This is a genomic window from Actinomyces israelii DSM 43320 (assembly GCF_000711965.1).
Lineage (GTDB): Bacteria > Actinomycetota > Actinomycetes > Actinomycetales > Actinomycetaceae > Actinomyces > Actinomyces israelii.
In genome coordinates, this window is the sequence record NZ_JONS01000005.1 from 19,864 (window position 1) to 45,282 (window position 25,419).

General features: G+C 72.8%; 20 protein-coding genes and 3 tRNA genes. 13 read left to right on the forward strand and 10 right to left on the reverse strand.

Annotated elements, in window-relative coordinates:
- Nucleotides 1-105: 105 nt before the first annotated feature.
- Nucleotides 106-423 (reverse strand): DUF6457 domain-containing protein, encoded by a 318-nt coding sequence (locus O145_RS03440; protein ID WP_229118321.1) that lies wholly within the window; start codon nt 421-423, stop codon nt 106-108.
- A 140-nt stretch (nt 424-563) separates the two neighbouring features.
- A complete protein-coding gene (locus tag O145_RS03445; protein WP_052374619.1) occupies nt 564-1,340 on the reverse strand; it encodes a TetR/AcrR family transcriptional regulator in 777 nt (258 codons plus the stop codon).
- A gap of 271 nt (nt 1,341-1,611) precedes the next feature.
- Between O145_RS03445 and O145_RS03450 the strand changes: the two genes are divergently transcribed.
- The 4 genes from O145_RS03450 to O145_RS03465 are packed head-to-tail and all read left to right on the forward strand — an operon-like array spanning nt 1,612 to nt 6,608.
- Complete coding sequence (locus O145_RS03450) at nt 1,612-4,194, forward strand: DMSO/selenate family reductase complex A subunit (protein WP_052374620.1); 2,583 nt, start codon at nt 1,612-1,614, stop codon at nt 4,192-4,194.
- 24 nt (nt 4,195-4,218) lie between these two features.
- Complete coding sequence (locus tag O145_RS03455) at nt 4,219-4,857, forward strand: DMSO/selenate family reductase complex B subunit (RefSeq protein WP_043559847.1); 639 nt, start codon at nt 4,219-4,221, stop codon at nt 4,855-4,857.
- Entirely contained in the window at nt 4,857-5,858 is a 1,002-nt protein-coding gene (locus O145_RS03460; RefSeq protein ID WP_043559849.1) for a dimethyl sulfoxide reductase anchor subunit family protein, read from the forward strand. The genes O145_RS03455 and O145_RS03460 overlap by 1 nt, the downstream gene beginning before the upstream one ends.
- A gap of 33 nt (nt 5,859-5,891) precedes the next feature.
- Nucleotides 5,892-6,608: a TorD/DmsD family molecular chaperone gene (locus O145_RS03465; protein WP_052374622.1), complete on the forward strand. Its 717-nt coding sequence runs from the start codon at nt 5,892-5,894 to the stop codon at nt 6,606-6,608.
- 375 nt (nt 6,609-6,983) lie between these two features.
- Here the strand turns inward: O145_RS03465 and O145_RS03470 are convergent.
- The 3 genes from O145_RS03470 to O145_RS03480 form a co-directional block, all read right to left on the reverse strand.
- Nucleotides 6,984-7,056 (reverse strand) — tRNA-Phe (locus O145_RS03470).
- Between the two features lie 46 nt (nt 7,057-7,102).
- Nucleotides 7,103-7,176: transfer RNA gene (locus tag O145_RS03475), tRNA-Asp, on the reverse strand.
- Between the two features lie 53 nt (nt 7,177-7,229).
- A tRNA-Glu gene (locus O145_RS03480) sits at nt 7,230-7,302 on the reverse strand.
- 121 nt (nt 7,303-7,423) lie between these two features.
- Here O145_RS03480 and O145_RS03485 point away from each other — a divergent pair.
- Complete coding sequence (locus O145_RS03485; protein ID WP_043559851.1) at nt 7,424-7,813, forward strand: metallopeptidase family protein; 390 nt, start codon at nt 7,424-7,426, stop codon at nt 7,811-7,813.
- Nucleotides 7,814-7,872: 59 nt separating this feature from the next.
- Nucleotides 7,873-9,132, forward strand: a complete 1,260-nt coding sequence (locus O145_RS03490) for a glycoside hydrolase family 3 N-terminal domain-containing protein (protein ID WP_084682345.1) — start codon at nt 7,873-7,875, stop codon at nt 9,130-9,132.
- 51 nt (nt 9,133-9,183) lie between these two features.
- Here O145_RS03490 and O145_RS03495 read toward each other — a convergent pair whose 3' ends face one another.
- On the reverse strand, nt 9,184-11,814 hold the full coding sequence (locus tag O145_RS03495) for a variant leucine-rich repeat-containing protein (protein ID WP_052374623.1): 2,631 nt from the start codon (nt 11,812-11,814) through the stop codon (nt 9,184-9,186).
- Between the two features lie 333 nt (nt 11,815-12,147).
- Here O145_RS03495 and O145_RS03500 point away from each other — a divergent pair, with 333 nt between their 5' ends.
- The 7 genes from O145_RS03500 to O145_RS03530 all read left to right on the forward strand — a co-directional run bounded on the left by O145_RS03500 (nt 12,148) and on the right by O145_RS03530 (nt 18,656).
- Nucleotides 12,148-14,145 (forward strand): ABC transporter ATP-binding protein, encoded by a 1,998-nt coding sequence (locus tag O145_RS03500; protein WP_229118322.1) that lies wholly within the window; start codon nt 12,148-12,150, stop codon nt 14,143-14,145.
- A complete protein-coding gene (locus O145_RS03505; RefSeq protein WP_043559854.1) occupies nt 14,145-15,881 on the forward strand; it encodes an ABC transporter ATP-binding protein in 1,737 nt (578 codons plus the stop codon). The genes O145_RS03500 and O145_RS03505 overlap by 1 nt, the downstream gene beginning before the upstream one ends.
- A gap of 235 nt (nt 15,882-16,116) precedes the next feature.
- Nucleotides 16,117-16,578, forward strand: a complete 462-nt coding sequence (locus tag O145_RS03510) for a phage holin family protein (RefSeq protein WP_043559856.1) — start codon at nt 16,117-16,119, stop codon at nt 16,576-16,578.
- Nucleotides 16,575-17,048: a hypothetical protein gene (locus tag O145_RS03515; RefSeq protein WP_043559858.1), complete on the forward strand. Its 474-nt coding sequence runs from the start codon at nt 16,575-16,577 to the stop codon at nt 17,046-17,048. The genes O145_RS03510 and O145_RS03515 overlap by 4 nt, the downstream gene beginning before the upstream one ends.
- Complete coding sequence (locus O145_RS03520) at nt 17,045-17,392, forward strand: DUF3618 domain-containing protein (protein WP_043559861.1); 348 nt, start codon at nt 17,045-17,047, stop codon at nt 17,390-17,392. The genes O145_RS03515 and O145_RS03520 overlap by 4 nt, the downstream gene beginning before the upstream one ends.
- Before the next feature lie 238 nt (nt 17,393-17,630).
- Entirely contained in the window at nt 17,631-17,870 is a 240-nt protein-coding gene (locus O145_RS03525; protein WP_043559862.1) for a DUF3073 domain-containing protein, read from the forward strand.
- A gap of 144 nt (nt 17,871-18,014) precedes the next feature.
- Nucleotides 18,015-18,656 (forward strand): TetR/AcrR family transcriptional regulator, encoded by a 642-nt coding sequence (locus O145_RS03530; protein WP_043559864.1) that lies wholly within the window; start codon nt 18,015-18,017, stop codon nt 18,654-18,656.
- A 48-nt stretch (nt 18,657-18,704) separates the two neighbouring features.
- On the opposite strand, the gene purM is transcribed toward O145_RS03530, so the two are convergent.
- The 4 genes from purM to O145_RS03550 all read right to left on the reverse strand — a co-directional run bounded on the left by purM (nt 18,705) and on the right by O145_RS03550 (nt 25,349).
- Nucleotides 18,705-19,868 (reverse strand): phosphoribosylformylglycinamidine cyclo-ligase, encoded by a 1,164-nt coding sequence (gene purM, locus O145_RS03535; RefSeq protein ID WP_043559866.1) that lies wholly within the window; start codon nt 19,866-19,868, stop codon nt 18,705-18,707.
- Nucleotides 19,865-21,739, reverse strand: a complete 1,875-nt coding sequence (gene purF, locus O145_RS03540; RefSeq protein ID WP_043559868.1) for an amidophosphoribosyltransferase — start codon at nt 21,737-21,739, stop codon at nt 19,865-19,867. Before purF ends, purM begins: the two co-directional genes overlap by 4 nt.
- Nucleotides 21,740-23,073: 1,334 nt before the next feature.
- A complete protein-coding gene (locus tag O145_RS03545; RefSeq protein ID WP_043559870.1) occupies nt 23,074-24,444 on the reverse strand; it encodes a GntP family transporter in 1,371 nt (456 codons plus the stop codon).
- Nucleotides 24,445-24,452: 8 nt separating this feature from the next.
- Nucleotides 24,453-25,349 carry an NAD(P)-dependent oxidoreductase gene (locus O145_RS03550; protein WP_043559872.1) on the reverse strand — a complete coding sequence of 299 codons (897 nt, stop codon included), beginning with the start codon at nt 25,347-25,349 and terminating at the stop codon, nt 24,453-24,455.
- Between the last annotated feature and the right edge of the window lie 70 nt (nt 25,350-25,419).

Sequence of the window (25,419 nt, forward strand, 5' to 3'; positions counted from 1 at the left end):
GCCCCGACGTCGGGACCGGACCGATCTCGACGCGGAGGTGAACCGATCTCGGCGAAGGGGGGCGCAGGAGCGGGAGGGGCGAGCGCGGGGCGGACAGGGGCGGCCTCAGACCTGCCGGTCGGGCTCCCACCGCCTGGCCATGCGCTCCAGCTCGGCAATGACCTCACCGGTGTCCCACCGCCCGGCACCGGAGACATAGCCGACGACGAAGGCCGTCATGGGCGCACCCGGGCGGGAGGGCCCGTGGGCCACGGCGGAGATGAGGGCCAGGAGATCGTCGCGGTGCTCGGCCACCACCTGCGGGTCGAGGTCGAGGCGCTCGCACACGGCGTCCAGCCAGTGCTGCATCTGCTCCATCTTGACCCGCTCGTCCCGCAATCCCCGCCCCTTGTCGTTGCGCCCCGGGAAGGGGCCGTGTCTCACAGGCGGGCCCGTTCCCGCCTGGCCGGTGCGCCGCGCACCCGACCCGCATGATACTCACACGACCCGGATGCCTGCACACCCCTGGAAATCGGCTGCTCGGCCGTACCACACAGGCGCCTTGCGAGCCGCGCCGACCCGGGCTACGCCCGCGCCGTCCCCGGCCGCCCGCGGGCCCTCTGCGCATCAGAAGGAGGACTGGACCCCGACTCCGCCCTGGAGGAGGTGGAGTGGGCCCTCTCCGCATCAGAGGGAGGACCGGCCGTCTTCGACAGCGCCTCCAGGACCCGGCTGCGGCCCAGAGAGGTGCGGCCCGACGCCGAGATCCGCGCCAGCTGCCAGGGAGGCGCCAGGGAGATGAAGGTGTTCATCACCAGCTCCGGGGCATCGACCATCCCGGTGCGCATCCAGGAGGTGATGACAACCAGGGTGTTGTGGACCTGCTGGGATATCGCCATCGTCACCCACAGCTCGCTCACCGGCTGGTCGAGGTGGCGCACGAAGTCCTCGACGTACCGGGCGACCACCTCCTCGAAGTAGGCGGAGATCCGGGCGCGCACCAGCGCCCCCTCCTCCCCCAGGAACACGTGGCGGTAGATGTCGGCGTCGGCGCGCACCTGCTCGAGCACGCCGATGTAGGCCTGACGCCAACGCAGCAGGTAGTGCTCCGGGTCGTCCTCCAGAAGCGTGTCGAGCCCGGCCAGGGAGTCGGAGAGCCGGTCAATGAGATGGGCGGCCAGCAGGTCCGCCGGGGTCTGGGCGTGGGCGTAGAAGGTCGTGCGAGACACCCCGGCGCGCGCAGCGATCTCCGAGACGGTCAGGAGCTCGGCGGGCCTCTGCGCGGCGAGCTCGCGCAGGACCTCGATCAGCCGGTGGCGGGCGCGCAGGTAGCGGGGATCGTCCTGGGTCCTGCGGGACACGCTCCCGTCCTTCCTGCGTCCAACCGCCGGTAGCCTGCCTCAATCCTCCCACCGTGCGCGCCGTCGAGCAGCGAGCGGACGCGCCGTCTGAGCGATTCTCGGCATCCGCACATCACGCATTACAGCATCCCGGCACGCGCTCGCGTGCCGGCGAGGCCGATCTTCCCCAGCGATGGCGCCGCGCCCACGACAACTATCCAACAGATGTTCATTAAAGATACTCTGGGGTCCCGGGATCGACGACGTTTCACCGCTGTCAAAGGAGACACCTGTGACCCCAGCTGACTCCAGGGTCGTAGTCGGCCCTTCCGCCGGAACCTCCCGGCGCTCCTTCCTCAAGTGGTCGGGCATTGCCGCCGGCGCCGCCGGCCTGGTCGCCACCGCCACCTACCTGGGGATGCCGAGCAGCAGCCCGCCGCCGGCCCGCGCCGTCGAGGGCATGGAGGAGGCGGACAGGACCGTCTGGTCGGCCTGCACCGTCAACTGCGGCTCGCGCTGCCCCCTGCGGCTGCAGGTCAAGGACGGCACGGTGGTGCGGGTCCTGCCCGAGAACACCGGCGATGACACCCTGGGCAGCCAGCGGGTGCGCGCGTGCGTGCGCGGCCGATCCATCCGCCACCGCATCTACAACCCGGACCGGCTCAAGAAGCCACTCAAGCGCAAGCCGGGCACCAGGCGCGGCGATGGCCAGTGGGAGGAGATCTCCTGGGAGCAGGCTCTGACCGAGATCGCCGAGAAGATGACCCGGCTCAAGGCCGACTACGGCAATGAGGCCTTCTACATCAACTACGGCACCGGCACGCTGGGCGCCACCATGGCCTGCTCCTGGCCTCCGGACCAGACGGCCTTCGCCCGCCTGATGAACTGCTGGGGCGGCTACCTGGACCACTACTCGGACTACTCCACCACCGAGATCACCGCCGCCTACCCCTACTTCTACGGCAGCTGGACCGCCACGAACTCCCTGGACGACGCCGCCCACTCCAAGCTGCAGGTGCTCTTCGGGAACAACCCGCTGGAGACCCGCATGTCCGGCGGCGGCCACACCTTCGTGTCCCAGCAGACCCGCAGGCTCTCCGGGGTGCGCACCATCGTCGTCGATCCCCGCTACTCCGAGACCGCCGCCCTGCTGGCCGACGAGTGGGTGGCGGTGCGCCCGGGCACCGACGCCGCCCTGATCGCCGGGATGATCCACGTCATGCTCGCCGAGGGCCTGCACGACCAGGCCTTCCTGGACCGCTACTGCATCGGCTTCGACGAGCAGCACATGCCCGCCGGCGCCCCGGCCGGAGCCTCCTACCGCTCCTACATCGAGGGCAAGGGGCCCGACGGCGTGGAGAAGACCCCCTCCTGGGCCGCCGAGATCTGCGGGGTGCCGGCCGACCGGATCATGCGCCTGGCCCGTGAGATCGCCGGGGCCAAGCCCTGCGCCATCAACCAGGGCTGGGGCCCGCAGCGCCATGCCAACGGCGAGAACGCCTCGCGCGCGGTGTTCCTGCTGGCCTGCGTCACCGGCAACGTCGGCATCCCCGGCGGCGGCACCGGGGGCCGGGAGGGCTCTCCGTCCCTGCCCCTGGTGCGGACCTTCAACACCTCGACGGTCAACCCCTCCAACCGGATCATCTCGGTGTTCTCCTGGCTCGACGCCATCGACCACGGCGAACAGATGGACACCTTCAACGCCGGGGTGTGCGAGAAGCCGGAGCCGGGCGTGCGAGCAGCCAAGGTCCCCGTTGACGAGCAGGGGAGCCCCACCAACGTGGCGCTGAGCGTCCCCATCAAGATGGTGTGGCAGTACGCGGGCAACTCCCTGGTCAACCAGACCGGGGACAACAACCGCTCGGCGGAGATCCTCCGGGACGACTCCAAGTGCGAGCTCATCGTCGTGTGCGACATCCAGATGACCGTCTCGGCCCGCTACGCCGACTACCTGCTGCCGGGCACCTCCGCCGCCGAGGAGTTCGACCTCCACCCCGGGGAGAACGCCTCCCCCATGGCCTACGGGATCATGTCCTCCCAGGCCATCGAGCCGCTCTACGAGTGCCGCTCCGTGTTCGACATCTGCGGCCGGCTCGCCGAGATTCTGGGGGTCTCCGACGCCTACTACGACGGCAAGGACCGCGAGGGCTGGCTGCGCGACGTCATCGAGACCTCCCGCGCAGAGGACCCCGACCTGCCCACCTACGAGCAGTGGGTGGAGATGGGCATGTACCGCCGCAACGCCGGTCCGGTCGTCCCCCTGGATGACTTCCGCGCCGACCCGGAGGCCAACCCCCTGAAGACGCCGTCGGGCCGCATCGAGATCTACTCCCAGCGCCTGGCCAAGATGGCCGAGAAGTGGACCTGGGACGACTTCCGCCCCGCCCTGGCCGGGGACCTGCTCGCCCCCCTGCCGGAGTACACCGAGACCTGGGAGGGGCCGGCGGAGGCGCGCGGCTCGGAGAAGTACCCGCTGCAGATCATCGGCCACCACTACAAGCAGCGCACTCACTCCACCTACGGCAATGTCGACTGGATGAAGGAGGCGCACCACCAGCACCTGGCCATGAACCCCGTCGATGCCCGGGCCCGCGGCATCAGCAGCGGAGACCTGGTCTTCGCCTACAACGACCGCGGCACCATCCGCATCGAGGCCCGCGTCACCGAACGGATCGTGCCCGGCGTCGTCGACCTGCCCCAGGGCGCCTGGTACGACCCCCGCCCCGCTGACGAGGTCGCCCCGCCGCCGGGGGCCAATCCCGACCGGCCCGTGGACGTGGCCGGCTCGGTCAACACCCTGACCTCGTTGCACCCCTCCCCGTTGGCCAAGGGCAACGCGGTCCACACCGCCACCGTGCAGGTCGTCAAGGCCTAGGACTGCCACAGGAAGTGAATCACCATGACTGAGAGCCTCACCCGGGAACGCGCCGCCTACGGCTTCTTCTTCGACCAGAGCCTGTGCACCGGCTGCAAGGCCTGCCAGGTCGCCTGCAAGGACAAGCACGACCTGCCCGTGGGCGTGACCTGGCGCCGGGTGGTGGAGTACGCCGGCGGCACCTGGCAGTGCGCGGGCAGCACCTTCTCACCCAGCGTGTTCGCCTACTACACCTCCGTGTCCTGCAACCACTGCGAGGACCCCGTGTGCGTCGAGGTCTGCCCCACCACCGCCATGTCGGTGCGCGACGACGGCACGGTGTGGGTGGACCAGGACAAGTGCGTGGGCTGCCGCTACTGCCAGTGGGCCTGCCCCTACGGCGCGCCCCAGCTCGACCCGCGCAGCGGCCACATGTCCAAGTGCGACCTGTGCTACGACTACCGCTCCACCGGGCAGGACCCCGCCTGCGTCAGCGCCTGCCCCTCACGCGCCCTGGACTGGGGGCCCATCGAGCGGCTGCGCGCCGAGCACGGAGACCAGGCGGGCATCGCCCCCCTGCCCGACCCCTCTTTGACCAAGCCGCACCTGGTCATCAAGCCGCACCGCGACGCCCAGAGCTGGGACGAGGGCACCGGCAGCATCATGAACCCGAAGGAGATCTGATGCGCACCGAAGAGCTGCCCATGATCCTGTTCACGGTCATCGCCCAGATGTCCGTCGGCGCCTTCTGGGTCCTGGGGGCGGTGCACCTGTTCGCCCACCTGCGCGGCACCCGCCCCCAGACCGTCGACCGGGTGAGCACGGCCGCCATGTTCGCCGTCGGCCCACTGCTGGTGCTGGGCTTCGTCGCGGCCTTCTTCCACCTCGGCGACCCCTTCCACGCCCTCAACACGCTGCGCCACCTGGGCTCGTCCTGGCTCAGCCGCGAGCTGGCCGGCGGGACCGCCTTCGGGACGCTGGGCATGGCCTTCGCCGCCTGCGAGTGGTTCGGCCTGCTGAGCCGCCGCCTGCGCGCGGTCCTGGCCGCGCTGACCGCCGCGGCCGGCCTGGCGCTGGTGGTCTCCATGTGCGGGGTCTACCAGTCGGTGCGCACCATCCCCGCCTGGCACACCCCCGCCACCAGCGTCTTCTTCGTGGCCTCCACGCTGCTGACCGGCTCCCTGGCGGTCGGCGTCGCCCTGCTGGCCACCTGGACGCTGATGGCACGACGCCGTCTGCCCGGCGGCGAGCGGCTCGCGCCCCTGTGGGCCCGCCTGCACCTGGACGCCTCCGAGCCCCTCACCGCGGAGGTGACAGCCCTGACCACCCGGGTCCTGCGCGGCATCACCCTGCTGGCGGCCCTCAGCGGCATCGTCATTATGGTCGCCTACCCCCTCCACCTGCTCACGCTGTCCAACGGCAGCCCGGCCGCGCGGGTCGTGGCCGAGCACTATCTCGGGCCGGTGCTCACCGCCCGTCTCATCCTGCTGGCCGCCGTGGTTGTAGCCGCCGGGATCTTCGCGCACGTGCGCGCCCGCACCTCCGAGCGCCCGAGCCCCGCACTGAGCTGGATGCTGACCGGCACGCTGCTCGCAGCCGTCGTCTCCGAGATGCTCGGACGGGCCCTGCACTACGAGGGCCTGGTCCGCGACGGCCTCAACACCGTCCAGTACACGCTCGGCTGACCGGCACCGCAACGAGCTTCATGAGGAGCGCCGATGACTGACACCGCCACGCTGGACGCCTTCGCCGAGGCCTTCGGCGTCCTGGGACGGCTGCATCTCGCACCGGCCGCCGCCGAGGACATGGAGGGGGTCGTGGCCCTGCTCGACCAGTGGCCGCTGCTGCACGCCCCCGCCGCCGACCCCCACGACCCGGCCCTGGCCCACGCGCTTGAGGCGCTGCGCCGCTCCCGCGAGCTCGGCGAGACCGCCGAGCAGGCGCGTCGGGACCACGACCGGCTCTACGGGCGCACCGCCGCCGCCACCGTCCCGCCCTTCGAGTCCGTGCACCGGGGCGAGGAGGGCCTGGTCTTCGACACGCAGACCCTCCAGGTGCGCCAGGCCTACCGGGCCGCCGGCCTGCAGGCCCCGCGGCTCAATCGCGAGCCCGACGACCATATCGGCCTCGAGCTCGACTTCGTCGCCCGGTGCTGCCGGCGCGCCGTCGAGGCCCGCGAGCGGGGCGAGGACGCGCTCGCCAACGCCCACCTGACCGCAGCCGCCCGCTTCACCGCCGAGCACCTGGGGACCTGGGCTCCCGCCATGCTCCAGGCGGCGGCCCGGGCCGCCGACACCCGGTGGATGCGGGGACTGGCGCTGCTGACCGCCGCGGCGCTCGGACAGTGGACCCGGATGCTCGGCATCCACGTGGTCGGCGTGGAGGCGCGCACCGGGCACCGCCGTCGGCGCGTGCGGCGCGGTGAGGGCCGGTGAGCGGATCCGGAGCCGAGGCTGCCGGGCTCGCCCGGTCCGCCGTCGCCGCAGGCAGCATCGCCGACGACGGCGCCGCCCCGCTCGGCGACCGGTCCGGGGAAGAACGGCCGCAAGAGCCCCGCAACGGGGCCGTCAGCCGGGTCATCACCGGCTCGGGGCAGCCCCGAGAGGCTCGTACTCGCCCCGAGCGCCCTCCTCGGCGCTCTCCGCGCCGCCCGGCCCCGACGTCGGGACCGGACCGATCTCGACGCGGAGGTGAACCGATCTCGAGCCGGAGACCTACCGATCCCGGCGAAGGGGCGAGGGGCGGAGCGGCAAGAAGATGGTGAGACGGAGCGAAGGCCCGGAACCTTGTGGGTTCCGGGCCTTTCGCGGTGGCTCCGACCGGCGTCGATCCGGTGACCTTTCGATTTTCAGTCGAACGCTCTACCAACTGAGCTACAGAGCCTCGGGATGGCATCGGCCCGGCCTCAACAGACCGGACCGACTCTCCGCGACCTCGACGGGACTTGAACCCGCGACCTCCGCCGTGACAGGGCGGCGCGCTAACCAACTGCGCCACGAGGCCTCGTTCGGCACGAAGCCAGACTCTTCATGAGCGATCTCACTTGCACGAGCCAGTACCCCCAACGGGATTCGAACCCGTGCTACCGCCGTGAAAGGGCGGGGTCCTGGGCCGCTAGACGATGGGGGCCCACTGCCCTTGGCGTCGTCGCGCCTCGAACCGGGTAGAACAGTATGGGTCCGGGCTCCCTCCACGCAAATCCCCCCGGCGTGAGTCTGCTCACCGCGGTGCGGTGTGAGAGGCTCGGCCCATGAGCCCGGTGCACCTGTCCGACAAGGAGTTCGAGACCGCCGTCGGCAACGCCCTGGACTCGATCCCCGACCGGCTCGCCGCCGAGATGGACAATGTCGTCGTCCTCGTCCGCGACGAGCCCGAGCCCGAGCTGCTCACGGAGGCCGACTACGACGCCGACGGCCTGCCGACCCTCCTGGGCCTGTACGACGGCGTCCCCCTCACCGAGCGCGACGAGGCCTGGTCGATGGTGCTGCCCGACCGGATCCTGATCTTCAAGGGGCCGCTGGAGCGCTGGTGCGCGACCCGCGAGCGGCTGGTCGAGGAGATCGAGGTGACGGTCATTCACGAGATCGCCCACCACTTCGGCATCGACGACGACCGCCTCCACGAGCTCGGCTGGGAGTGACCCGCCCAACCCCGCGCACGTCTCATGGCCGGAGCGGGAAGTGGAATAGGGTGGCGAGCATGGACGACCACTTCCTCACCGGTCCATCTCCTTCTGCCGCCCGCCGGACGGTGGGGCGGCGCCCCGTGGTCCTCGCCGGCCTGTTCGGGGTCGCGGCCCTGGCCGGGTGCGACGCGAAGAGCCCGGCGTCCGACTCACAGCCCACGGACGACCCGGCCACCACGAGCCCGGCCGCCGCCCCGGTGGAGTCATCGCCTGCGCCGGACCCCGGGGCCACCGCCTCCTCGTCCCCGGGGCCGCTGGAGGGCTGGACCATGGAGCAGAAGGTCGGCCAGCTCCTCATGGTCGGCGCCGAGACCTCGGGCGCTCAGAAGGCCGCGCTCGACGCCGTGTCCGCCCACCACATCGGCAACGTCTTCATCGCCAAGCCGACCCGGTCCGGGGCCGACGCGGTGCGCGACGTCGTCGCCTCCCTGACCGGCCTTGTGGGCCCCGAGACCACCCACAGCACCCCGATGCTCGTGGCCACCGATCAGGAGGGCGGCCAGGTCCAGGTCCTGGGCGGAGCCGGATTCTCCGACATCCCCTCCGCCTCCGAGCAGGCGGCCACGTCCCGGGACGACCTGGCTGCCGAGGCCCAGACGTGGGGCAAGGAGCTCGCCGACGTCGGAATCACCATGAACCTGGCGCCCGTAGCCGATCTCGTTGACATCTCGGACCCGTCGAGCAACGGCCCCATCGGCAAGTGGGAGCGCGAGTACGGGCACGACGCCGCCACCGCGCTCGACCGCGCAACTGCCTTCGCCCAGGGGATGGAGGCCGCAGGCCTCATCGCGACCTACAAGCACTTCCCCGGCCTGGGCCGGGTGACCGCCAACACGGACACGGCGGACGGCGTGACCGACGACGTCACCGCACGCTCCGACGACCCCGCCGTGTCCGTCTTCGCCGACGCGATCGCCAGGGGTGCCAAGGCCGTCATGGTGTCCTCGGCGATCTACTCGCTCATCGACTCCTCCGCGCCGGCCCTGTTCTCGCCGGTCATCGTCACCGACATGCTCCGCGGGGACCTCGGCTTCACCGGGGTCGTCATCACCGACGACGTCTCGGCCGCGGCCCAGGTGCAGGACCGCACGCCCGCCGAGCGCGCCGTCCAGGCCGTCAGGGCCGGCTGCGACATCGTCCTGGCCTCGGCCGATGCCACCATCGTTGCCGACATGGCGCAGGCACTCGTCGCCGAGGCGCAGGGCGATCCCGACTTCGCCAAGCGGGTGGACGACTCCGTCGCCCGTGTGCTCGCGCTCAAGAACGGCTCGTAAGCGAGTCGAGCGCCCGGCCCCGGGGCACGAGGCTCGGGGCCGGGCACGGACTCACCTGTTCACTGTCGTCCCCTCCGAGGGGCCCTTGGTGTCGATGTACTTGGCGAAGCAGTGCTCGGCATCGAAGCCCTGCGCCTCGCACCAGGCGTTGGCCTCCGCCGCGGTGCTGTACGGGGTGCCGGCGATCGTCACCCAGTACTGGCCACCGGCGTCGAAGACGGGCCAGTCCTCGCTGTACAGGAGCTTGGCGCTGGGGTACTTCTGACGCAGCTCGAGGAACTCCTGGAGCGTGGCGCGGTTGTCCCAGGTGATGCCGTCGGCGACGAGGCCAGGCTTCTTCGAGGACAGCTGCGCCACCCACTTGCCGGTCAGGCTCCTGGTGATCGTAGGCTTGTCGTGATCGGCCTGCCATCGCAGGGAGGACCCCGCCGCCGACTCCTCGGAGGTCGAGTCCCTGCTCGTCGTGGAGGCTGCCGCCGACGACGGGCCGGACGAGCCGGAGGCGCTCGAGGTGCCCGCGGTGGCTCCGCCCGCCCCGGAGTCACGGTCCGGAGTGCAATCAACGGTGACGGTCTTGACATCCACGTCGTCGGCCGTGCGGAAGAAGTGCCCGTCCCCGAAGCGGAGCATCAGCGATGTCCCAGAGTCAGGAATCACGAGCGGCGAGTCGGAGAAGTCGAAGTCGCCCGAGGCGATGAGGGCGTCGGCCGACCCGGTGCCGTCGGATCGCGACGGGCCCTTCATCTCGATGTGGTTGGCGGTTCCGCCCAGGACGTCGCCGCTGGGGCAGGAGGCGGTCACCTTGACCTCCACCTTGAGCTCCCCCTCTCCGTTCTTGACGGATGTGGGGGTGAAGGTGGGAGCGCTCCCGCACGGCGTCACGTAGTTCGTGGCGCTGGTCCCCGCAGGGTCATCGGCGGCGGACACCGAGCGCGAGTCCGAGTCCGACGTCGCCGAGTCCCTCGCCGACTTCTTCCCCTGGTGAGTCTTGCGACCCGTGCCGGGCAGGCTCAGGGCGACGGGGCTGTCCTTATAGATGGCGCTCATGAGGAACCACCCGCCTGTTCCACCGGCGAGCAGCAGCGCCAGAACGAGCGTGACGATCATCAGCTTGCGGGATCTCGGAGGCGACGCCGCCGAGCCACGGGAAGCAGCCGTCCGGTCCTGAGTCGGGACGAAGGAACCGCTAGAGGCATAGGAGCTGTTAGAAGCAGCGGCCATGGCGTGAGATGCGAAGTCCGCTGAGAACGGGGACACCGACGGAGAGGCGGATGCCCCCGCCGAAGACGCCACCGACGGCGCCGAAGACGCCACCGACGGCGCCGAAGATGCCACCGACGGCGCCGAAGATGCCTCCACCACCGGCGCCGAAGATGCCACCGACGGCGCCGGAGGCGCCTCCACCACCGGCGCCGGAGGCGCTTTCAACGGCAGCACGACCGGCACGGTCTTGTCCACCTGCGGCTCAGCCGCCGCTTCGGGCGCGTCCTCCCCCTTCTGGGGCTCGCCCGCGTCCGCAGGCGCGCTGCCATCGGTCTGGGGCTCAGCGGGCTCCTGGGGCTCAGTCTCGTCCTCGGGCTCGAAGCCGGTCTTCTCGGCCTCGTCCGCCCGAGACTCGGCGGCCTCCTCCTCCGACAGGACCACGCCCGCCCCCGGCTCACTCGCCTCCGCAGGCACATCCTCGGCCGCCTGCGGCTCGGCGGCCTCCTCAGGCGCGGCCCCGTCGGCCTGCGGCTCGGCGTCGTCCTCGGCCTGCGGCCCGGCGGCCTCCACGGCCTGCGGCTCGGCGGCCTCCTCAGGCGCGGCCCCGTCGGCCTGGGACTCGGCGGCCTCCTCAGGTCCTGCCTCATCCGCCTGCGGCTCGACGGCCTCCTCAGGCCCGGTCCCCTCGGTCCCTGCCTCATCGGCCTGGGACTCGGCGTCGTCCACGGCCAGATCCTCAGGCGCAGCCTCATCCGCCTGGGACTCGGCAGTCTCCTCAGGCCCGGCCTCATCGGCTTGGGACTCGGCGTCGTCCACGGCCTGCGGCCCGGCCAGCTCCTCAGACGCGGCCCCGTCCGCCTGCGGCTCGGCGGCCTCCTCAGGCCCAGCCCCGTCGGCCTGGGACTCGGCGTCGTCCACGGCCAGATCCTCAGGCGCAGCCTCATCCGTCTGGGACTCGGCAGTCTCCTCAGGCCCGGCCCCGTCGGCCTGGGACTCGGCGTCGTCCACGGCCTGCGGCCCGGCCAGCTCCTCAGACGCGGCCCCGTCCGCCTGCGGCTCGGCGGCCTCCCCAGGCCCAGCCCCCTCGGTCCCTGCCTCATCGGGCCTGTCCTCGTCCATCTGCGGCTCGGCGGCCTCCTCGGCCTCCGGCTCGGCCGGCTCCTCAGACGCACCCCCGTCCGCCTGCGGCTCGGCAGGCTCATCCGGTTGGCCTTCTTCAGGCGCGCCCTCTCCGGTTTGAGGCACCGTCTCCGCCTGCGGGGCAATGCCACGCGCCTCAAGCGCCCGCTGCACGGCCGGCTCCTGTATGCCGGACAACCACGTGAGCAGACTGGGGTAGGTCGTGGGATTCGAGGCCAGTGCCGCCCACAGGTCGGGCCTGTCCTGGGCGATGGCAGCCTGAAGCCTGTAATCGGTTGTCTGCGCTGCAAGGGACTCATCAGCCACGGCCACCGCCGCAGCAAGCTGTTCGGGATCCATGCGGGAAGCCTTCCAGAAGATCGCTGCCGTGCACTCTACAGCACAGCATCCCCCATCCGTCCGCGAGTACCGTGTCTTAAAAATTAGACAGAGCAACACAGAGCAACAGAACCCTGCTGCCAGGCGGGCCTCCGCCTCCTCCCCTCGACCTCCCCTCGACTGCGGCCCCGAGGTACGACCGCGTGAGACAGCAGGTCCGACCGCGCCTCGCCAGGGACGGCCCGAGACCCGGCCCCCGAGCGTATTCCCGCCGCAAGCGCGGCACTTCTCACCCCGCCAAGCGATACAACGCGCTGTCCCCTCCCCGGCGGCCTCCGATAACCTCCAGGCATCATGCCGATGCCTCTGCTGCACGCCGCCGGACGGCTCATCCCTGCCCCTGATGCACCCCTGCCGCAGCCGCCGTCCTCCCGCGTCCGGGCGCTGCTGGGCTGGCTCGCGCGCCGGGCCGCCGGACCGCTGACGGTGGCGGGCCTGGCTGCCGTCGTGTCCAACACGATCCAGGCGATCGTGCCCACCTTCCTGGGGGCCGCCCTGGATTCGGGCATCGAGAACGGGCTCAACGCGCGCCTGTGGACGATCTGCCTGAGCCTGCTGGTCCTGTTCGTCGTCTACGCCGTCGGCGACACCGCCCAGTCCTACTTCGGGGTACTCGCCTGGATGCGCACCAACTTCGACCTCGCCCGCCTCGTGGGCCGCCAGGTCTCCATCACCGGCGCCGACCTGCCCCACCAGGTCTCCACCGGCGAGGTCGCCTCGGTGGTGGCCTCCGACGCCCAGTACATCGGCAACTTCTTCGAGCGCCTGCCCCCGCTGATCGGCTCGGCCGTGTCCTTCGCGGTGGTGGCTGTGCTCATGGTCTCGGTCTCGGTGCGCCTCGGCCTCATCGTGCTCATCGGCATGCCCCTGGTCGCCTGGATCGTCACCCTGGTCATCAGGCCCCTCCAGCGGCGCCAGGCCGTCCAGCGCGAGGCCCAGTCCGAGGTCACCACTATCACCACCGACACGGTGGCGGGCCTGCGCATCCTGCGCGGGATCGGCGGCGAGGACGTCTTCGCCCGTCGCTACCGCGAGGCCTCCCAGGAGCTGCGCCGGCGCGGCGTCGAGGTGGCCGGCACGCAGTCGGTGCTCATGAGCCTGCAGGTGCTCCTGCCGGGCCTGTTCGTCGCCGTCGTCGTGTGGGCGGCCGCCCGCATGGCGATCGACGGGGCCATCAGCGCCGGCGAGCTCGTCACCTTCTACGGCTACACGGCCTACCTGTCGTGGCCGCTCATGGTCTTCTCCGCCTCGGTGCAGGACTACACGCGCGCCATGGTCGGGCTGCGGCGCCTGGGCAGGCTGCTCGACGTCGTCCCGGCCGCGGGCACCGCCGCCGAGCGCCTGGCCCTGGATCCCGCCGACGGCGAGACCGCGGCCGGCGAGATCATCGACGTGGCCTCCGGGGTGCGCTTCGCGCCGGGCCGCATGACCGCCGTCGTCGCCGCCGACCCCGGGGCCTCCACCGCGCTGGCCACCCGGCTCGGGCGCTTCGACGACGACGCCCCCGCGGTCACCCTGGCGGGCAGGCCGCTGACCGGCATGCCGCTGCGCGACGTGCGCGCCTCGATCGTGGTCTCCGGCGCCACCGCCGAGCTGTTCACCGGCACGCTGCGCGAGGCTCTGGACGTGCGCGGCGCCGCGGCGCACGAGCCCGTCGGCGTGGACGCGCTCGTGGCCGCGGAGGCCGAGCGGGCCGGGGTGGACGCCGCCGACCAGGACGTGCACCCCGCCGCCGAGGAACTGCCCGGCGACGACCGCCTGCTCGCGGCCCTGGAGGTCGCCGACGCCGGCGACGTCCTGACCTCCCTGGACCGGGGCCTGGCCGGCATGATCACGGAGAAGGGCCGCTCCCTGTCCGGCGGCCAGCGCCAGCGCGTGGCCCTGGCCCGCGCCCTGCTGACCGAGGCCCCCGCCCTCGTGCTCATCGAGCCGACCAGCGCCCTGGACTCCCACACCGAGTCGCGCGTGGCCCGCCGTCTCCACGCCGCGCGGCGGGGGCGCACCACCATTGTCGCCACCGAGTCGCCGCTGGTGCTGGAGGCCTGTGACGAGGTCGTCCTCCTGGGCGACGACGGCGAGCGGGCGCGCTCCACCCACCGCGAGCTGCTCGCCCGCGCCCGGGAGGGGGACCCGGACGCGCTGGCCTACCGGGCCGTCGTGGCCCGGGCCTACGGCGAGCAGCCGGACGACGGCGGCGCCGGCAGCGGCCCGGACGGCGACGGCGAGCCCGCCGGCCCGAGCGAGCCCGCCGGCCCGGACGCCGCCACCGCGGCCGGGGCGGCGAGAAGCTGATGTCGCTCCCCGTCGCCCCCGGCAGGGTCGCCCTGCGCAAGACCTTCCGGATCATGGCCTCCTACCGGTGGCGCTTCGCGGGCGTGCTGGCTCTCCAGGTGGTCGCGGTCCTGGCGACGCTGGTGGCCCCGCAGCTGCTGGGCCGCCTGGTCACGCGCGTGGCCGCGGGCACCGGCACCGCCGGCTACGTCGACCGGGTCGTCCTGGTCATTGCGGTCGTCACCATCGCGGGCGCGGTCGTCAACCGCTTCGCCCAGATGTACGCCCGCACGCTCGGCGAGTCGGTCTTCGCCGACCTGCGCGAGCGCATGATGAACCGCGTCGTCCACCTGCCGCTGAGCGCCGTCGAGTCCGCCGGCACCGGCGACCTCGTGGGCCGCACCACCAACGACGTCTCGCGCATCGAGTTCCTCGTGCGCGTGGGCATCCCCCAGATCATGGTGTGCACGGTGACGATCGTGTTCACCATTGTCGCGGCCGCCGCCAGCGACCCGCTGCTGGCCGCCGGCCTGCTCGTCATCGTGCCGCCCGTGTGGGCCATGATGAGCTGGTACCTGCCGATCTCGGTGCCCGCCTACCGGGCCGGCTCGGCGGCCTTCGCCCGCCTCAACGGCGCGGTGACCGAGACCGTGGAGAACGCCGAGACCATCGACGCCCTGGGCATCGGGACGCACCGCGAGGCCGTTATCGCCGCCTCGGTCGAGGAGGCCTGGGGCCTGGAGCGGTACACCGCCGAGCTGCGGCTGCGCCTGTTCCTCGTCCTGGACGTAGCCTGGCGCGCGCCCGTCGTCGTCATCCTCCTGTGGGGCGCCCTCCTGGCCGCCGGCGGGCACGCAAGCCTGGGGGCCATCACCACGGTGTCCCTGTACGCCATGGAGCTGCGCAAGCCCATCGCCCAGCTCATGTTCTGGATCGACCTGATCCAGGTCTCGCAGGCCTCGCTCTCGCGCATCCTGGGCGTCGAGGAGGTGCCCGCCGACCGCGCCCCCACCGGCGAGCTCCCCGACGGGAGGCACATGGTGCTGCGCGACGTCCGCTTCTCCTACCGGGAGGGCGTGGAGGTGCTCCACGGCATCGACCTGGACCTCGTGCCGGGCGAGCGACTCGCCGTCGTCGGGCCCTCCGGATCGGGCAAGTCGACCCTGGGGCGCATGCTGGCGGGCATCAACCCGCCCACCTCCGGGACGGTGACGGTGGGCGGGGTGCCGCTGACCGACCTGGCCGAGACCGAGCTGCGACGCCACGTGGCCCTGGTGACCCAGGAGCACCACGTGTTCGTGGGCACCATCGCGGACAACGTGCGCCTGGGGCGCCCCGACGCCGACGACGCGACCATCCGCCGTGCCCTCGAGGCCATCGGGGCCGGTGCCTGGGTGGACGGGCTCAAGGACGGGATGGGCACCATGGTGGGCTCCGGGCACCTGGCGCTCACCCCGGCCCAGGCCCAGGAGGTGGCCCTGGCGCGCCTGGTGCTGCTGGACCCGCACACCCTCATCCTGGACGAGGCGACCTCGCTGCTCGACCCGCACGCCGCGCGCACGCTGGAGCGGACGCTGTCCACCGCGCTGGCGGGGCGCACGGTCGTCGAGGTGGCGCACCGGCTCTACACGGCGCAGGACGCCGACCGGGTGGCCGTCGTCATGGACGGGCGGATCGTGGAGCTGGGCACGCACGCCGAGCTCGTCGCCCGCGGCGGGGAGTACGCGGGCCTGTGGGAGGCGTGGAGCCAGGAGTAGACGCCCGGCTCCAGGGGGGACTCAGCGCTTACTACGCTCCTTTGTCCCTTACTACGCTCCTTCTCCTCGTACAGTAAGGGACAAAGGAGCGTAGTAAGCGTCCTGGGCGCCACCGGACCCCGCTCGCCGCCGAAGCGGTACCCCGCCGACGCCCGCCGTGTGAGATTCTGTGCACGGTAGATTCACACACGACGCTCGCCGCCGCGAGCACCCGCACCGGATGAAGGTCGATCCTATGACCCAACAGCCACAACCACCCCGCACGCCGCTCGCATCGGCGGCGCGCCGCCCCGATCAGCCCACGATCGGCGAGCTGATCAGCCGCATCTCCGAGAACGTCTCGGGCCTGATCAAGGGCGAGATCGAGCTGACCAAGGCCAAGGCCCTGCGCGTGGCGAGCGCCGCGGGCGCGGGTGCGGCCCTCCTGGTGGCCGCCGCCGTCACCGCCCTGTTCGGCCTCGGCTTCCTGCTGGGCGCCGTCGTCGACCTGCTGGCCCTGGTGATGCCGGCGTGGGCGGCCAAGCTCATTGTCGCCGTCGCCCTGTTCGCCGCGGCCGTGGCGGCGGCGCTGCCGGGCAGGGACCGGCTGAAGGCGGCCAGGGCCGACCTGCCCGAGCCGCAGGTGCGGCTGCACGAGGACGTCGACGCCGTCAAGAAGGCGGTCGCCTCCGGCCTGGAGAAGGGCGGTCGGCGGTGAGCCCGAAGCAGGTGACGCAGCCGGGGCAGCGGCCCCCCGCCCGGTCCCCCGAGGCCATTGAGGCCGCGCTGGCCGCGCAGCGCGCCCAGCTGGTCGACGACGTCGAGGCGCTGGCCGCCGTCATGGCGCCCGAGGCGCTGAAGTCGGTGGCGCACCGGACGGTCCAGGGTACCGCCGCCGAGTGGCGCAGGCGGGCCGGAATCAGCGCGGCCCGTCTCAAGGCGCGCGCCGGCCTGGTGAGGGACGACCCGCTGGTGCGCGAGGCGCCCGCCGGCTCCTGCCCCATAGGCTGCGCGTACCTGAGGGCCGCGACTGCGAGGATCTCCCCCGCCTCGGTCCGCAACCGGCTGGCTCAACTGGTCGACGACGCCCGCGACGGCGAGCCCGTCTCGCTCGCCATCGTGACCGGCGCCGTCGCCGTGCTGGCGGGGCTCAGCGCGGTCGCCGTCGTCAAGGCGGTGCGCCGGTGAGCGGGCGGACCGCCGCGCGGGCGCTCGAGGGCCCCGAGGACATCGAGGCGAGGCTGCGGGCCCAGCGCGAGACGCTGGCGGCCGGCGTGGACGAGCTGGCGGCGCGGGTGGACCCGCGGACCCGGGCGCGCCTGGCCGGGGAGGACCTGCGCGACCGCGCCGAGGCCGCCACCACCGGCCTGCGCGACCGCGCCGAGGCCGCCGCCACCAGCCTGCGCGACCGCACCCGGCGGACCGTCGAGGACGCGCGTGCAGGCGACTCCGAGGCGATCAGGCAGCTGGCCGCGGCGGCCGGCGGGGCGCTCGCCGTGTCGCTGGTCGTCGGCCGGATGCTGCGGCGCTGAGGCCCGCCAGGCGCTCGGCACCGGCGGGGAGAGCCCGGGGAGCCGTCCGGATCCGGCCGCGTCGGCGGGGCTTTCCCCGAGGAACGTGACGCCCGCCGCGTGGGCGGTGCCACGGCCGCAGGGGCGGTGCCGAATGGTGCTGACACGTGCGCTCGTTGTACGGTTGGGCCACGACACATTTGCCCAAGTGAAGCGCGTCCATGTGCGCGCCCAGAGATTGTTGGAGGGGGTCGAGCCTATGGGGCGCGGCCGTCAGAAGGCCAAGGCGACCAAGGTCGCCCGTAAGCTCAAGTACTTCAGCCCGGCGACCGACTACGCGGCACTCGAGCGAGAGCTCGTCTCCCGGTCGTCGGGCACCGAGTCCGACGACGAGGTCGACTACGAGCAGCTGGCCGCCAAGTACGCGGTCGACGATGACGACTGGGACGACTCGGATGGTTCGGACGTCAGCGGGGCGGGGCCAGGCCGTCGGAGTTGACCCGGGGTTGACACGGAGGGGTCGGCAGGCGCTGCGCCTGCCGACCCCCTTTTTTTTGCGCCCGCCCCTCTTGCAGCGCGCGACGGGCGGGCGCATACTCGGCACCAGGGCCGACCGGCAGTCGGTTTTAGTTTGGAGATTCGCATGGCCCCACAGCACCTGAGCGCCCCGGTCCGGCAGGCGCAGATCCTCGACGCCGCCCACCGCCTCTTCCTCGCCAAGGGCTACGACGCCACCACGATCGAGGACATCCTGGACGCCGTCGGCATCGCCAAGGGCACGCTCTACCACCACTTCCCCGGCAAGGAGTCGATCCTCGACGCGATCGTCGTGCGCGCCTCGGACGCGATCGCCGAGCGCGCGGCCCGCGCCGCGAGCGCGCCGGGGCCCGCGCCGGAGCGCTTCCTGGCGGCCGTGGCCGCGGCGCGCGCACCCGAGGAGGACATCGAGCTCGCCCAGCAGCTCCGTTCGAGCGGAAACCTGCGGTTCCACGTCCTGTCCATGACCGAGGGCTACGCGCGCCTGGTCCCCATCCTCACCCGCGTGGTCGAGGAGGGCGTCGCGGCCGGCGAGCTGAGCACGCCCGACCCGCACGGCAGCGTCGAGGTCATTCTCGCGGCCGGGCTCACCCTGCTCGAGGGCGGCATCTTCCCGCCCGCGGAGGACGGCGGCGGCGCCTCGGCGGCAGACGCCTCAGCCGCGCGGCGCCAGGCGGCTCTGGCGCGCGCGGCCGCCCTGCTCCTGGGGGCTGACCCCGTCTCCATCTCCGTGCCCAGGCGCTTCTGACGCCGAGCCCGCCCGGGCTCCCTCAACGCCGAGCACGCTCCGCCGCGCTCAGGCGGTGCGGTAGCTCCCGAAGACGTCCACGGCGCCGCCGTCCACGCCCTTGGTGCCGGCCACCAGCCGGCCCCGCGGCCCGTAGCTCTGCGCCTCGTGGACGCCGCCGAGCACCCAGGCGGGGATATCGGCCGCCTGCGCCACGCCCAGGACGGCGTCGGCCCACTCCGGATCGACGACGGCGACCATGCCCACCCCCAGGTTGAGGGTGCCCTCCAGGTCGTCCCACGGGACGGAGCCGAGCCGCCGCACGAGGTCGAAGACAGGCGGGACGATCCAGCCGGAGCGGTCGACGTCGGCGACCAGGTCGGCGGGCAGGACCCGGGCGAGGTTCGCGGCCAGACCCCCGCCGGTGACGTGGGACAGCGCGTGGAGCGGCGAGGGCGCCGCGTCCGGGCCGAGCGCCCCGAGCATGGCCAGGCAGGCCTTGGTATACAGGCGGGTCGGCTCGAGCAGCTCCTCGCCCAGGGTGCGGCCGAGCTCGGGCACGGTCCGCTCCAGGCCCCAGTCGGCGTCGGCGACCACGCGCCGCACCAGGGAGTAGCCGTTGGAGTGCAGGCCCGAGGAGGCCATGGCGATCAGGACGTCGCCGGGGCGCACGCGCTCGGGCCCCAGCACCCGGTCGGCCTCGACGACCCCGGTGGCGGCGCCGGCGAGGTCGTACTCGTCCGGGTCCATGAGGCCGGGGTGCTCGGCGGTCTCCCCGCCCAGCAGGGGCGTGCCGACGGAGGCGCAGGCGGCGGCCACGCCGCGCACGATGTCGGCGATGCGCTCGGGGACGACGCGCCCGCACGCGATGTAGTCGGTCATGAGCAGGGGGCGGGCGCCGACCACGACAATGTCGTCGACGACCATGCCGACCAGGTCCTGGCCGATGGTGTCGTGGACGTCGAGGGCCCGGGCGATGGCGACCTTGGTGCCCACGCCGTCGGTGGAGGCGGCCAGCAGGGGGCGGCGGGCCCCGCGCAGGGAGGAGACGTCGACCAGGCCGGCGAAGCCGCCGACTCCCCCGACCACGGCCGGCGTCATGGTGGCGGCCACGGAGGCCTTCATGAGCTCGACGGCGCGGTCGCCGGCGGCGGTGTCAACCCCGGCGGCGGCGTAGGTGGTCCCGGCGGCCGGGACGACGTCGGCGGCGGCGGGCTGGGGGCGGGGGCTCATCGGCTGGCTCCTTCGGCGGGGTCGGTTGCAGCGGGTGCTATGGGCGCGGCAGGCCCGGTGGGCGCGGCGCCCGGACGCGCCGGGGCCGGCCGGGGGGCGGGAGACGCGCTCGCGGTCAGGTCGGGGCGGGTGATCCGGTCCGGGGGGATGGGCGCGAAGACCGGCTCCCCGGCGTCGTCGGCGCGGCGACGGTAGACGGCGGGCACCCGGGAGACGGGCAGCGTCCCCGGCACCGCCCCCTCGGCGGGCGGGGGGATGGGGTAGTCGCCGGTGAAGCAGGCGGTGCACAGCTGGCTGCGCGGCTGCCCAGTGGCCTCGACCATGCCGCCGACGGACAGATAGCCGAGGGAGTCGGCGCCGATGGACTCGCGGATCTGCTCCACGCTCATGGAGGTGGCGATGAGCTCGGCGCGGGTGGCGAAGTCGATGCCGTAGAAGCACGGCCACAGCACCGGCGGGGAGGAGATGCGGATGTGGATCTCGGCGGCGCCGGCCTCCCGCAGCATGCGCACCAGGGCCCTCTGGGTGTTGCCCCGCACGATGGAGTCGTCGACGACGACGAGCCGCTTGCCGGCGATGACCTCGCGCACGGGGTTGAGCTTGAGACGGATGCCGAGCTGGCGCAGGGTCTGGGTGGGCTGGATGAAGGTGCGCCCGACGTAGGCGTTCTTGACCAGTCCCTGGCCGTAGGGGATGCCGGAGGCCTGGGCGTAGCCGATGGCGGCGGGCGTGCCGGACTCAGGGGTGGCAATGACCAGGTCCGCCTCGACCGGGTGCTCTCGGGCCAGTGCCTCCCCCATGGCGTTGCGGGAGGCGATGACGGACCGGCCGGCGATCTTGGTGTCGGGACGGGCCAGGTAGACGTACTCGAAGACGCAGCCCGAGCGGCGCGGCCGGGCGAAGCGGGTCGAGCGCACGCCGTCGGCGTCGATCTCGATCATCTCGCCGGGCTCGATCTCGCGCACCGGGCTCGCTCCGACGATGTCGAGGGCCGCGGTCTCCGAGGCCACGACCCAGCCGCGCTCCAAGCGCCCCAGGACCAGGGGGCGCACGCCGTGGGGGTCCCGGGCGGCGTACAGGGTGTGCTCGTCCATGAACACCAGGGAGAAGGCGCCGCGCAGCATGGGCAGGACGCGGCGGGCCGCCTGGGGGACGGTCAGCGGGGCGGGCCGGGCCTCCCCGACGGGGTGCGCGCCGCGGCGGCCGGGGTCGTCGGGGTCGTCGAGGTAGAGGTCGGCGTCGGGGTCGTCAGGCGGGCCGCCGGCAGCGGCGCCGACACCGGCTTCCCGGGCCGCGAGGCGTCCGCGCTCGGAGACGAGGTTCATGAGCGCGGCAATAACGGCGGTGTCCGTCGAGGAGCCGCGACCGAGCTCGCCGCTGAGGTCCTCGCCGCTGGTGGCGCGCACCGCCTCCATGAGCTCGCGGGTGTTGGTGAGGTTGCCGTTGTGGGTCAGAGCCAGGGTGGAGCCGGCGACCGGCCCGAGCATGGGCTGGGCGTTCTCCCAGGTGGTGGCCCCGGTGGTGGCGTAGCGGACGTGCCCGACGGCGAGGTGCCCGGTCAGGGAGGACAGGGTGCGGTCGTCGAAGACCTGGGAGACCAGGCCGAGGTCCTTGTAGACCAGGATGTGGGAGCCCTCGGTGGAGGCGATGCCGGCGGCCTCCTGTCCGCGGTGCTGGAGGGCGTAGAGCCCGAAGTAGGCCAGGCGGGAGACCTCCTCGCCGGGGGCCCACACGCCGAAGACGCCGCACTCCTCGGCCGGGCTGGGCTCGAGCTCGGCCAGGCGGCCTGCCGGGGCGGCCCGCCGGGGCGATGTGACGGCGTCGGGCGGGGCGGGGCGGATGGTGGTCAGGGTGCTGTCGCCGAGGCTCACCCGATCAGTCTTCCACACGCGGCCCGCCGGGCCGGGATCTTCCCAGGTGTGGAGGAGCGGCCGCGGGAGACGCCCGCAACGGCGACGGCGTGCTGCGACCCGGCGGCCCCTCGGCGCGCAAGCCTGCGACGGCCCGGCGAGACGCGACGGCGCCCCCTCGCCGAGATCGGTTCACTTCCGCGCAGAGATCGGTTCGAGGAGCCCGCCGGGCGCCGCAATCCGCCTGCGCCCGCCTCGGGGCACGGCAGGAATTGCATGAGGAGCGTGGGTCTTGAGTCGATCCGCCCGCACCCGTCTCGGGCGCGGGCCGGGACGGGCGCCGGGACCGTGAGCAGGCGCAGCGCCCGGGCACCCGCCTGGCGCACCGGAACGTGAACGTACCTTCCCAACGTCAACGTGCCTTTCTCCCATCCTTCTGAGGTCTACCCCCAGAAGGATGGGAGAAAGGCACGTTGACGTGACGAACTTCCGTTGACGTTGAGGCTCCCCGCCCGCCCCGGCCGGCGCCCCCGGGATCACCTGGGCCCTGTCGCGGATGCCGCTGGGGCCGGAGGCCGGCGCCGGCGGCGTGCGACGATCCGGCCGAGAGGAGGGGACCGCACATGGGAGAAGAGGAGCCCGCCGGGGCGAGTGCGACCTTTCCGCATGATTCCGCCGTTTTCGACTACCCGTCAAGATGAGCTGCCGCGCTCCCATGTGCACAGACCCCCCTGCGCGCACATGGGAGCGCGGCAGCTCATCTTGACGAACCCCGAAGAACCGCAGAATCTCAACGAAACACCGCACCCGCCCCGCGAAAGCCTTCCCCTCCCATGTGCAACCCCGCCCGCGCACCCTCCCACTCGGCCCCAACCGCGCGCGAGGTGTGGGACTGATCCCGCTGAGGGGCCGGGTGCATCTGGATCGGCCCCAACCGCGCGCGGGGTGCAGAGCCAAGGCCGCGCGTGGGACGGGCCTCCGGGGGCGGGTGTCCGCCAGAATGACATTAGAGTGCCCCGGTCCCGTACACCTCGGAGGAATCCTTGCAATCATGCGGTTCTCCATTCGCGCTTCGGCGTCTTGGCCGGTCAATGTCATTCTGATGGACACCCATCCGACCCGACCCGCGCTGGAGCGCGGGTGGACGCCCGCCCAGCCGGTCGCAACGCCATCAGCGCCCTCGCGCCCGGCGCCATGACCGGCCTGCCCTCGATCGGCTGCCGCCGGCCGGCAGACGGGCGGCGGCACCAAGCGGCGGCGATCGGCTGCCGCCAGCCGCCAGCCGGCAGGCGAGCTGCGCAACACCGGACGGCTGGCACCGCACGGCGGGCGGCACGCTCCCCGGCCCCGCAGACTCAGACGACGAGCCACAGGGCGCCGGTGAGGGCGAACCCCACCAGCCCCGCGATGGTGGACAGGGCCGTCCACGTCTTCAGGCCGTCCTTGACCGACAGGCCCATGTACTTGGTGACGATCCAGAACCCCGAGTCGCTGATGTGGGACAGGCCCAGCGCACCGAAGCCGATCGCCATCTGGATGAGGACGACCTGGACCGCGGAGTACCCGCCGGCGGCGATGGCGTCGGCGAGCAGCCCGCCGGTGGTCAGGATCGCCACAGTCGCCGACCCCTGGGAGGCGCGCAGCGCCAGCGAGATGACGAAGGCGGTGACAATGATCGGCATGTGGATGCCGGCGAGGGCCTGGGCCAGGGCGTTGCCGATGCCGCTGGCCACGAGCACGGCGGCGAAGACGCCCCCGGCGCCGGTGACGAACACGATCGTGGCCACGTCCGGCAGCGCCGAGTCCAGGACCTTCCCGCGCTGCTCGAGGTTCCAGCCCTGCTGATGCCCGATAATGACATAGGCCAGGAGCACGGCGGTGAGCAGCGCCGTCGTGGAGGACCCGAGGAAGCCCAGGACGGCGTGGGCGGCGGCGCCCTCCTCGGTGACCAGCTGCCCGACGGTCCCCAGCATGATCTGGGCGATCGGCTCGACGATGAGGAAGACGACCGTGCCCGGCCCGGTGGCGTGCGGCCTGGCGATCACGCCGCCGGGCCGGTAGGCGGACTCGGCGCTCTCCTGCGCCGAGCCCAGGGGGCTGCCCTCGAGCACGATGGAGTCGACCTTGAACAGCCGCGAGGCGTAGAAGGCGGCGACGGCCACCACCGCGCACACGGGCAGGGCGATGATCGTGAGCAGCCCGACGTCCACGCCGAGAGTGGCCGCGGAGGCGACCGGCCCGGGGTGGGGCGGGATGACCACGTGGAGGGTCAGCAGGGTGGCGGCCACGGGAAGCCCGATCTTGAGCGGGCTGATCCTGGCGATGTGCGCGAAGCCGAAGACGATGGGCGCCAGGATGATGAAGCCGACGTCGAAGAAGATCGGGATGCCCAGGATGAAGGAGGCCGCGGTGACCGCCGCGATGACGCGGTGGCGCCCGAGGATCCTCGTGAAGCGGTCGGCGAGGGTCTCGGCGCCGCCGGCGGCCTCGATGGCGCGTCCGAGCATGGCGCCCAGGCCCACGATGATGGCGACGGTGCCCAGGGTCTTGCCCATGCCGTCGATCATGGTCTGGACGACGTCGCCCACCGGGATGCGGGCGGCCAGGGCGAGCACCATGGAGACCAGGATCATGGACACGAAGGCGCTCATCCTGGCCCGGATGACCAGAACCAGCAGGACGGCGATCGCTCCCGCCGCGAGGAGAAGAAGGACGGTGGCGGACATGGGCGCCCTCAGCCCTTCTCGGGGGCGACGACGGTGATGACGCTGGAGTCGTCGCAGGCCCCCAGGCCGCGGGTGGCGCCCTGGAGGTAGAGCTGCTCGGCGGCCGCGGCCACGGGGGTGGACAGCCCGGCGCCCTTGGCGGCGGCGGTGACGATGCCCATGTCCTTGACGAAGATGCTGAGGGCGGAGCGCACCTCGACGTCGTCGGCGCCTCCGGGGCCGTAGGCCTGGAGCATGCGCGGGCCGCGGTCGCCCAGCATGAAGGAGGAGGCGGCACCGGCCATGAGGGCCTCGAGGGCGGTCTCGGCGTCCAGGCCGAGGGCCCGGGCCAGGGCGAGGGCCTCTCCGGCGGCGGCGATGTGGACGCCGCACAGGAGCTGGTTGACGGTCTTCATGGCCTGGCCGTCGCCGGGCGCGTCGCCCACGCGCACCAGGGTGGAGGCCATGGCGTCCAGGACGTCCTCGGCCGCCGCCCAGGCGTCGTCGTCGGCGCCGACGACGACGAGCAGGTCGCCCTCGCCCGCCCGCACCGGGCCGCCGGAGACGGGGGCGTCCACGAGCCTCAGGCCCGCCTCGGCCAGGCGGGCGGCCACGGCCCTCACGCCGGCGCCGCCGACGGTGGAGGTCAGCAGGACGACGGCGCCGGGCGCCATGTGCGCGGCGATGCCGTCCCGGCCGAACAGGAGGGTCTCGAGCTGGGCCTGGTCGCGCACGGCAACCAGGACGACGTCGGCCCCGCCGACGGCGTCGGCGGCGCTCGCGGCCGGGGCGATGCCGGCGCGCTCGGCGGCGGCCAGGCGCTCAGCGGTGATGTCGAAGCCGCGGACGGTGAAGCCCCTGGACAGGTTCTCGGCCATGGGCAGTCCCATGGCGCCCAGTCCGAGGACGGCGATGGTGGTGGTCATCATGATCTCCTTTGATCGGCCGGGCCGGTGGGGCCCGGTGGGTTGGGTGTCCCGGCGCCCGCGGGCGCCG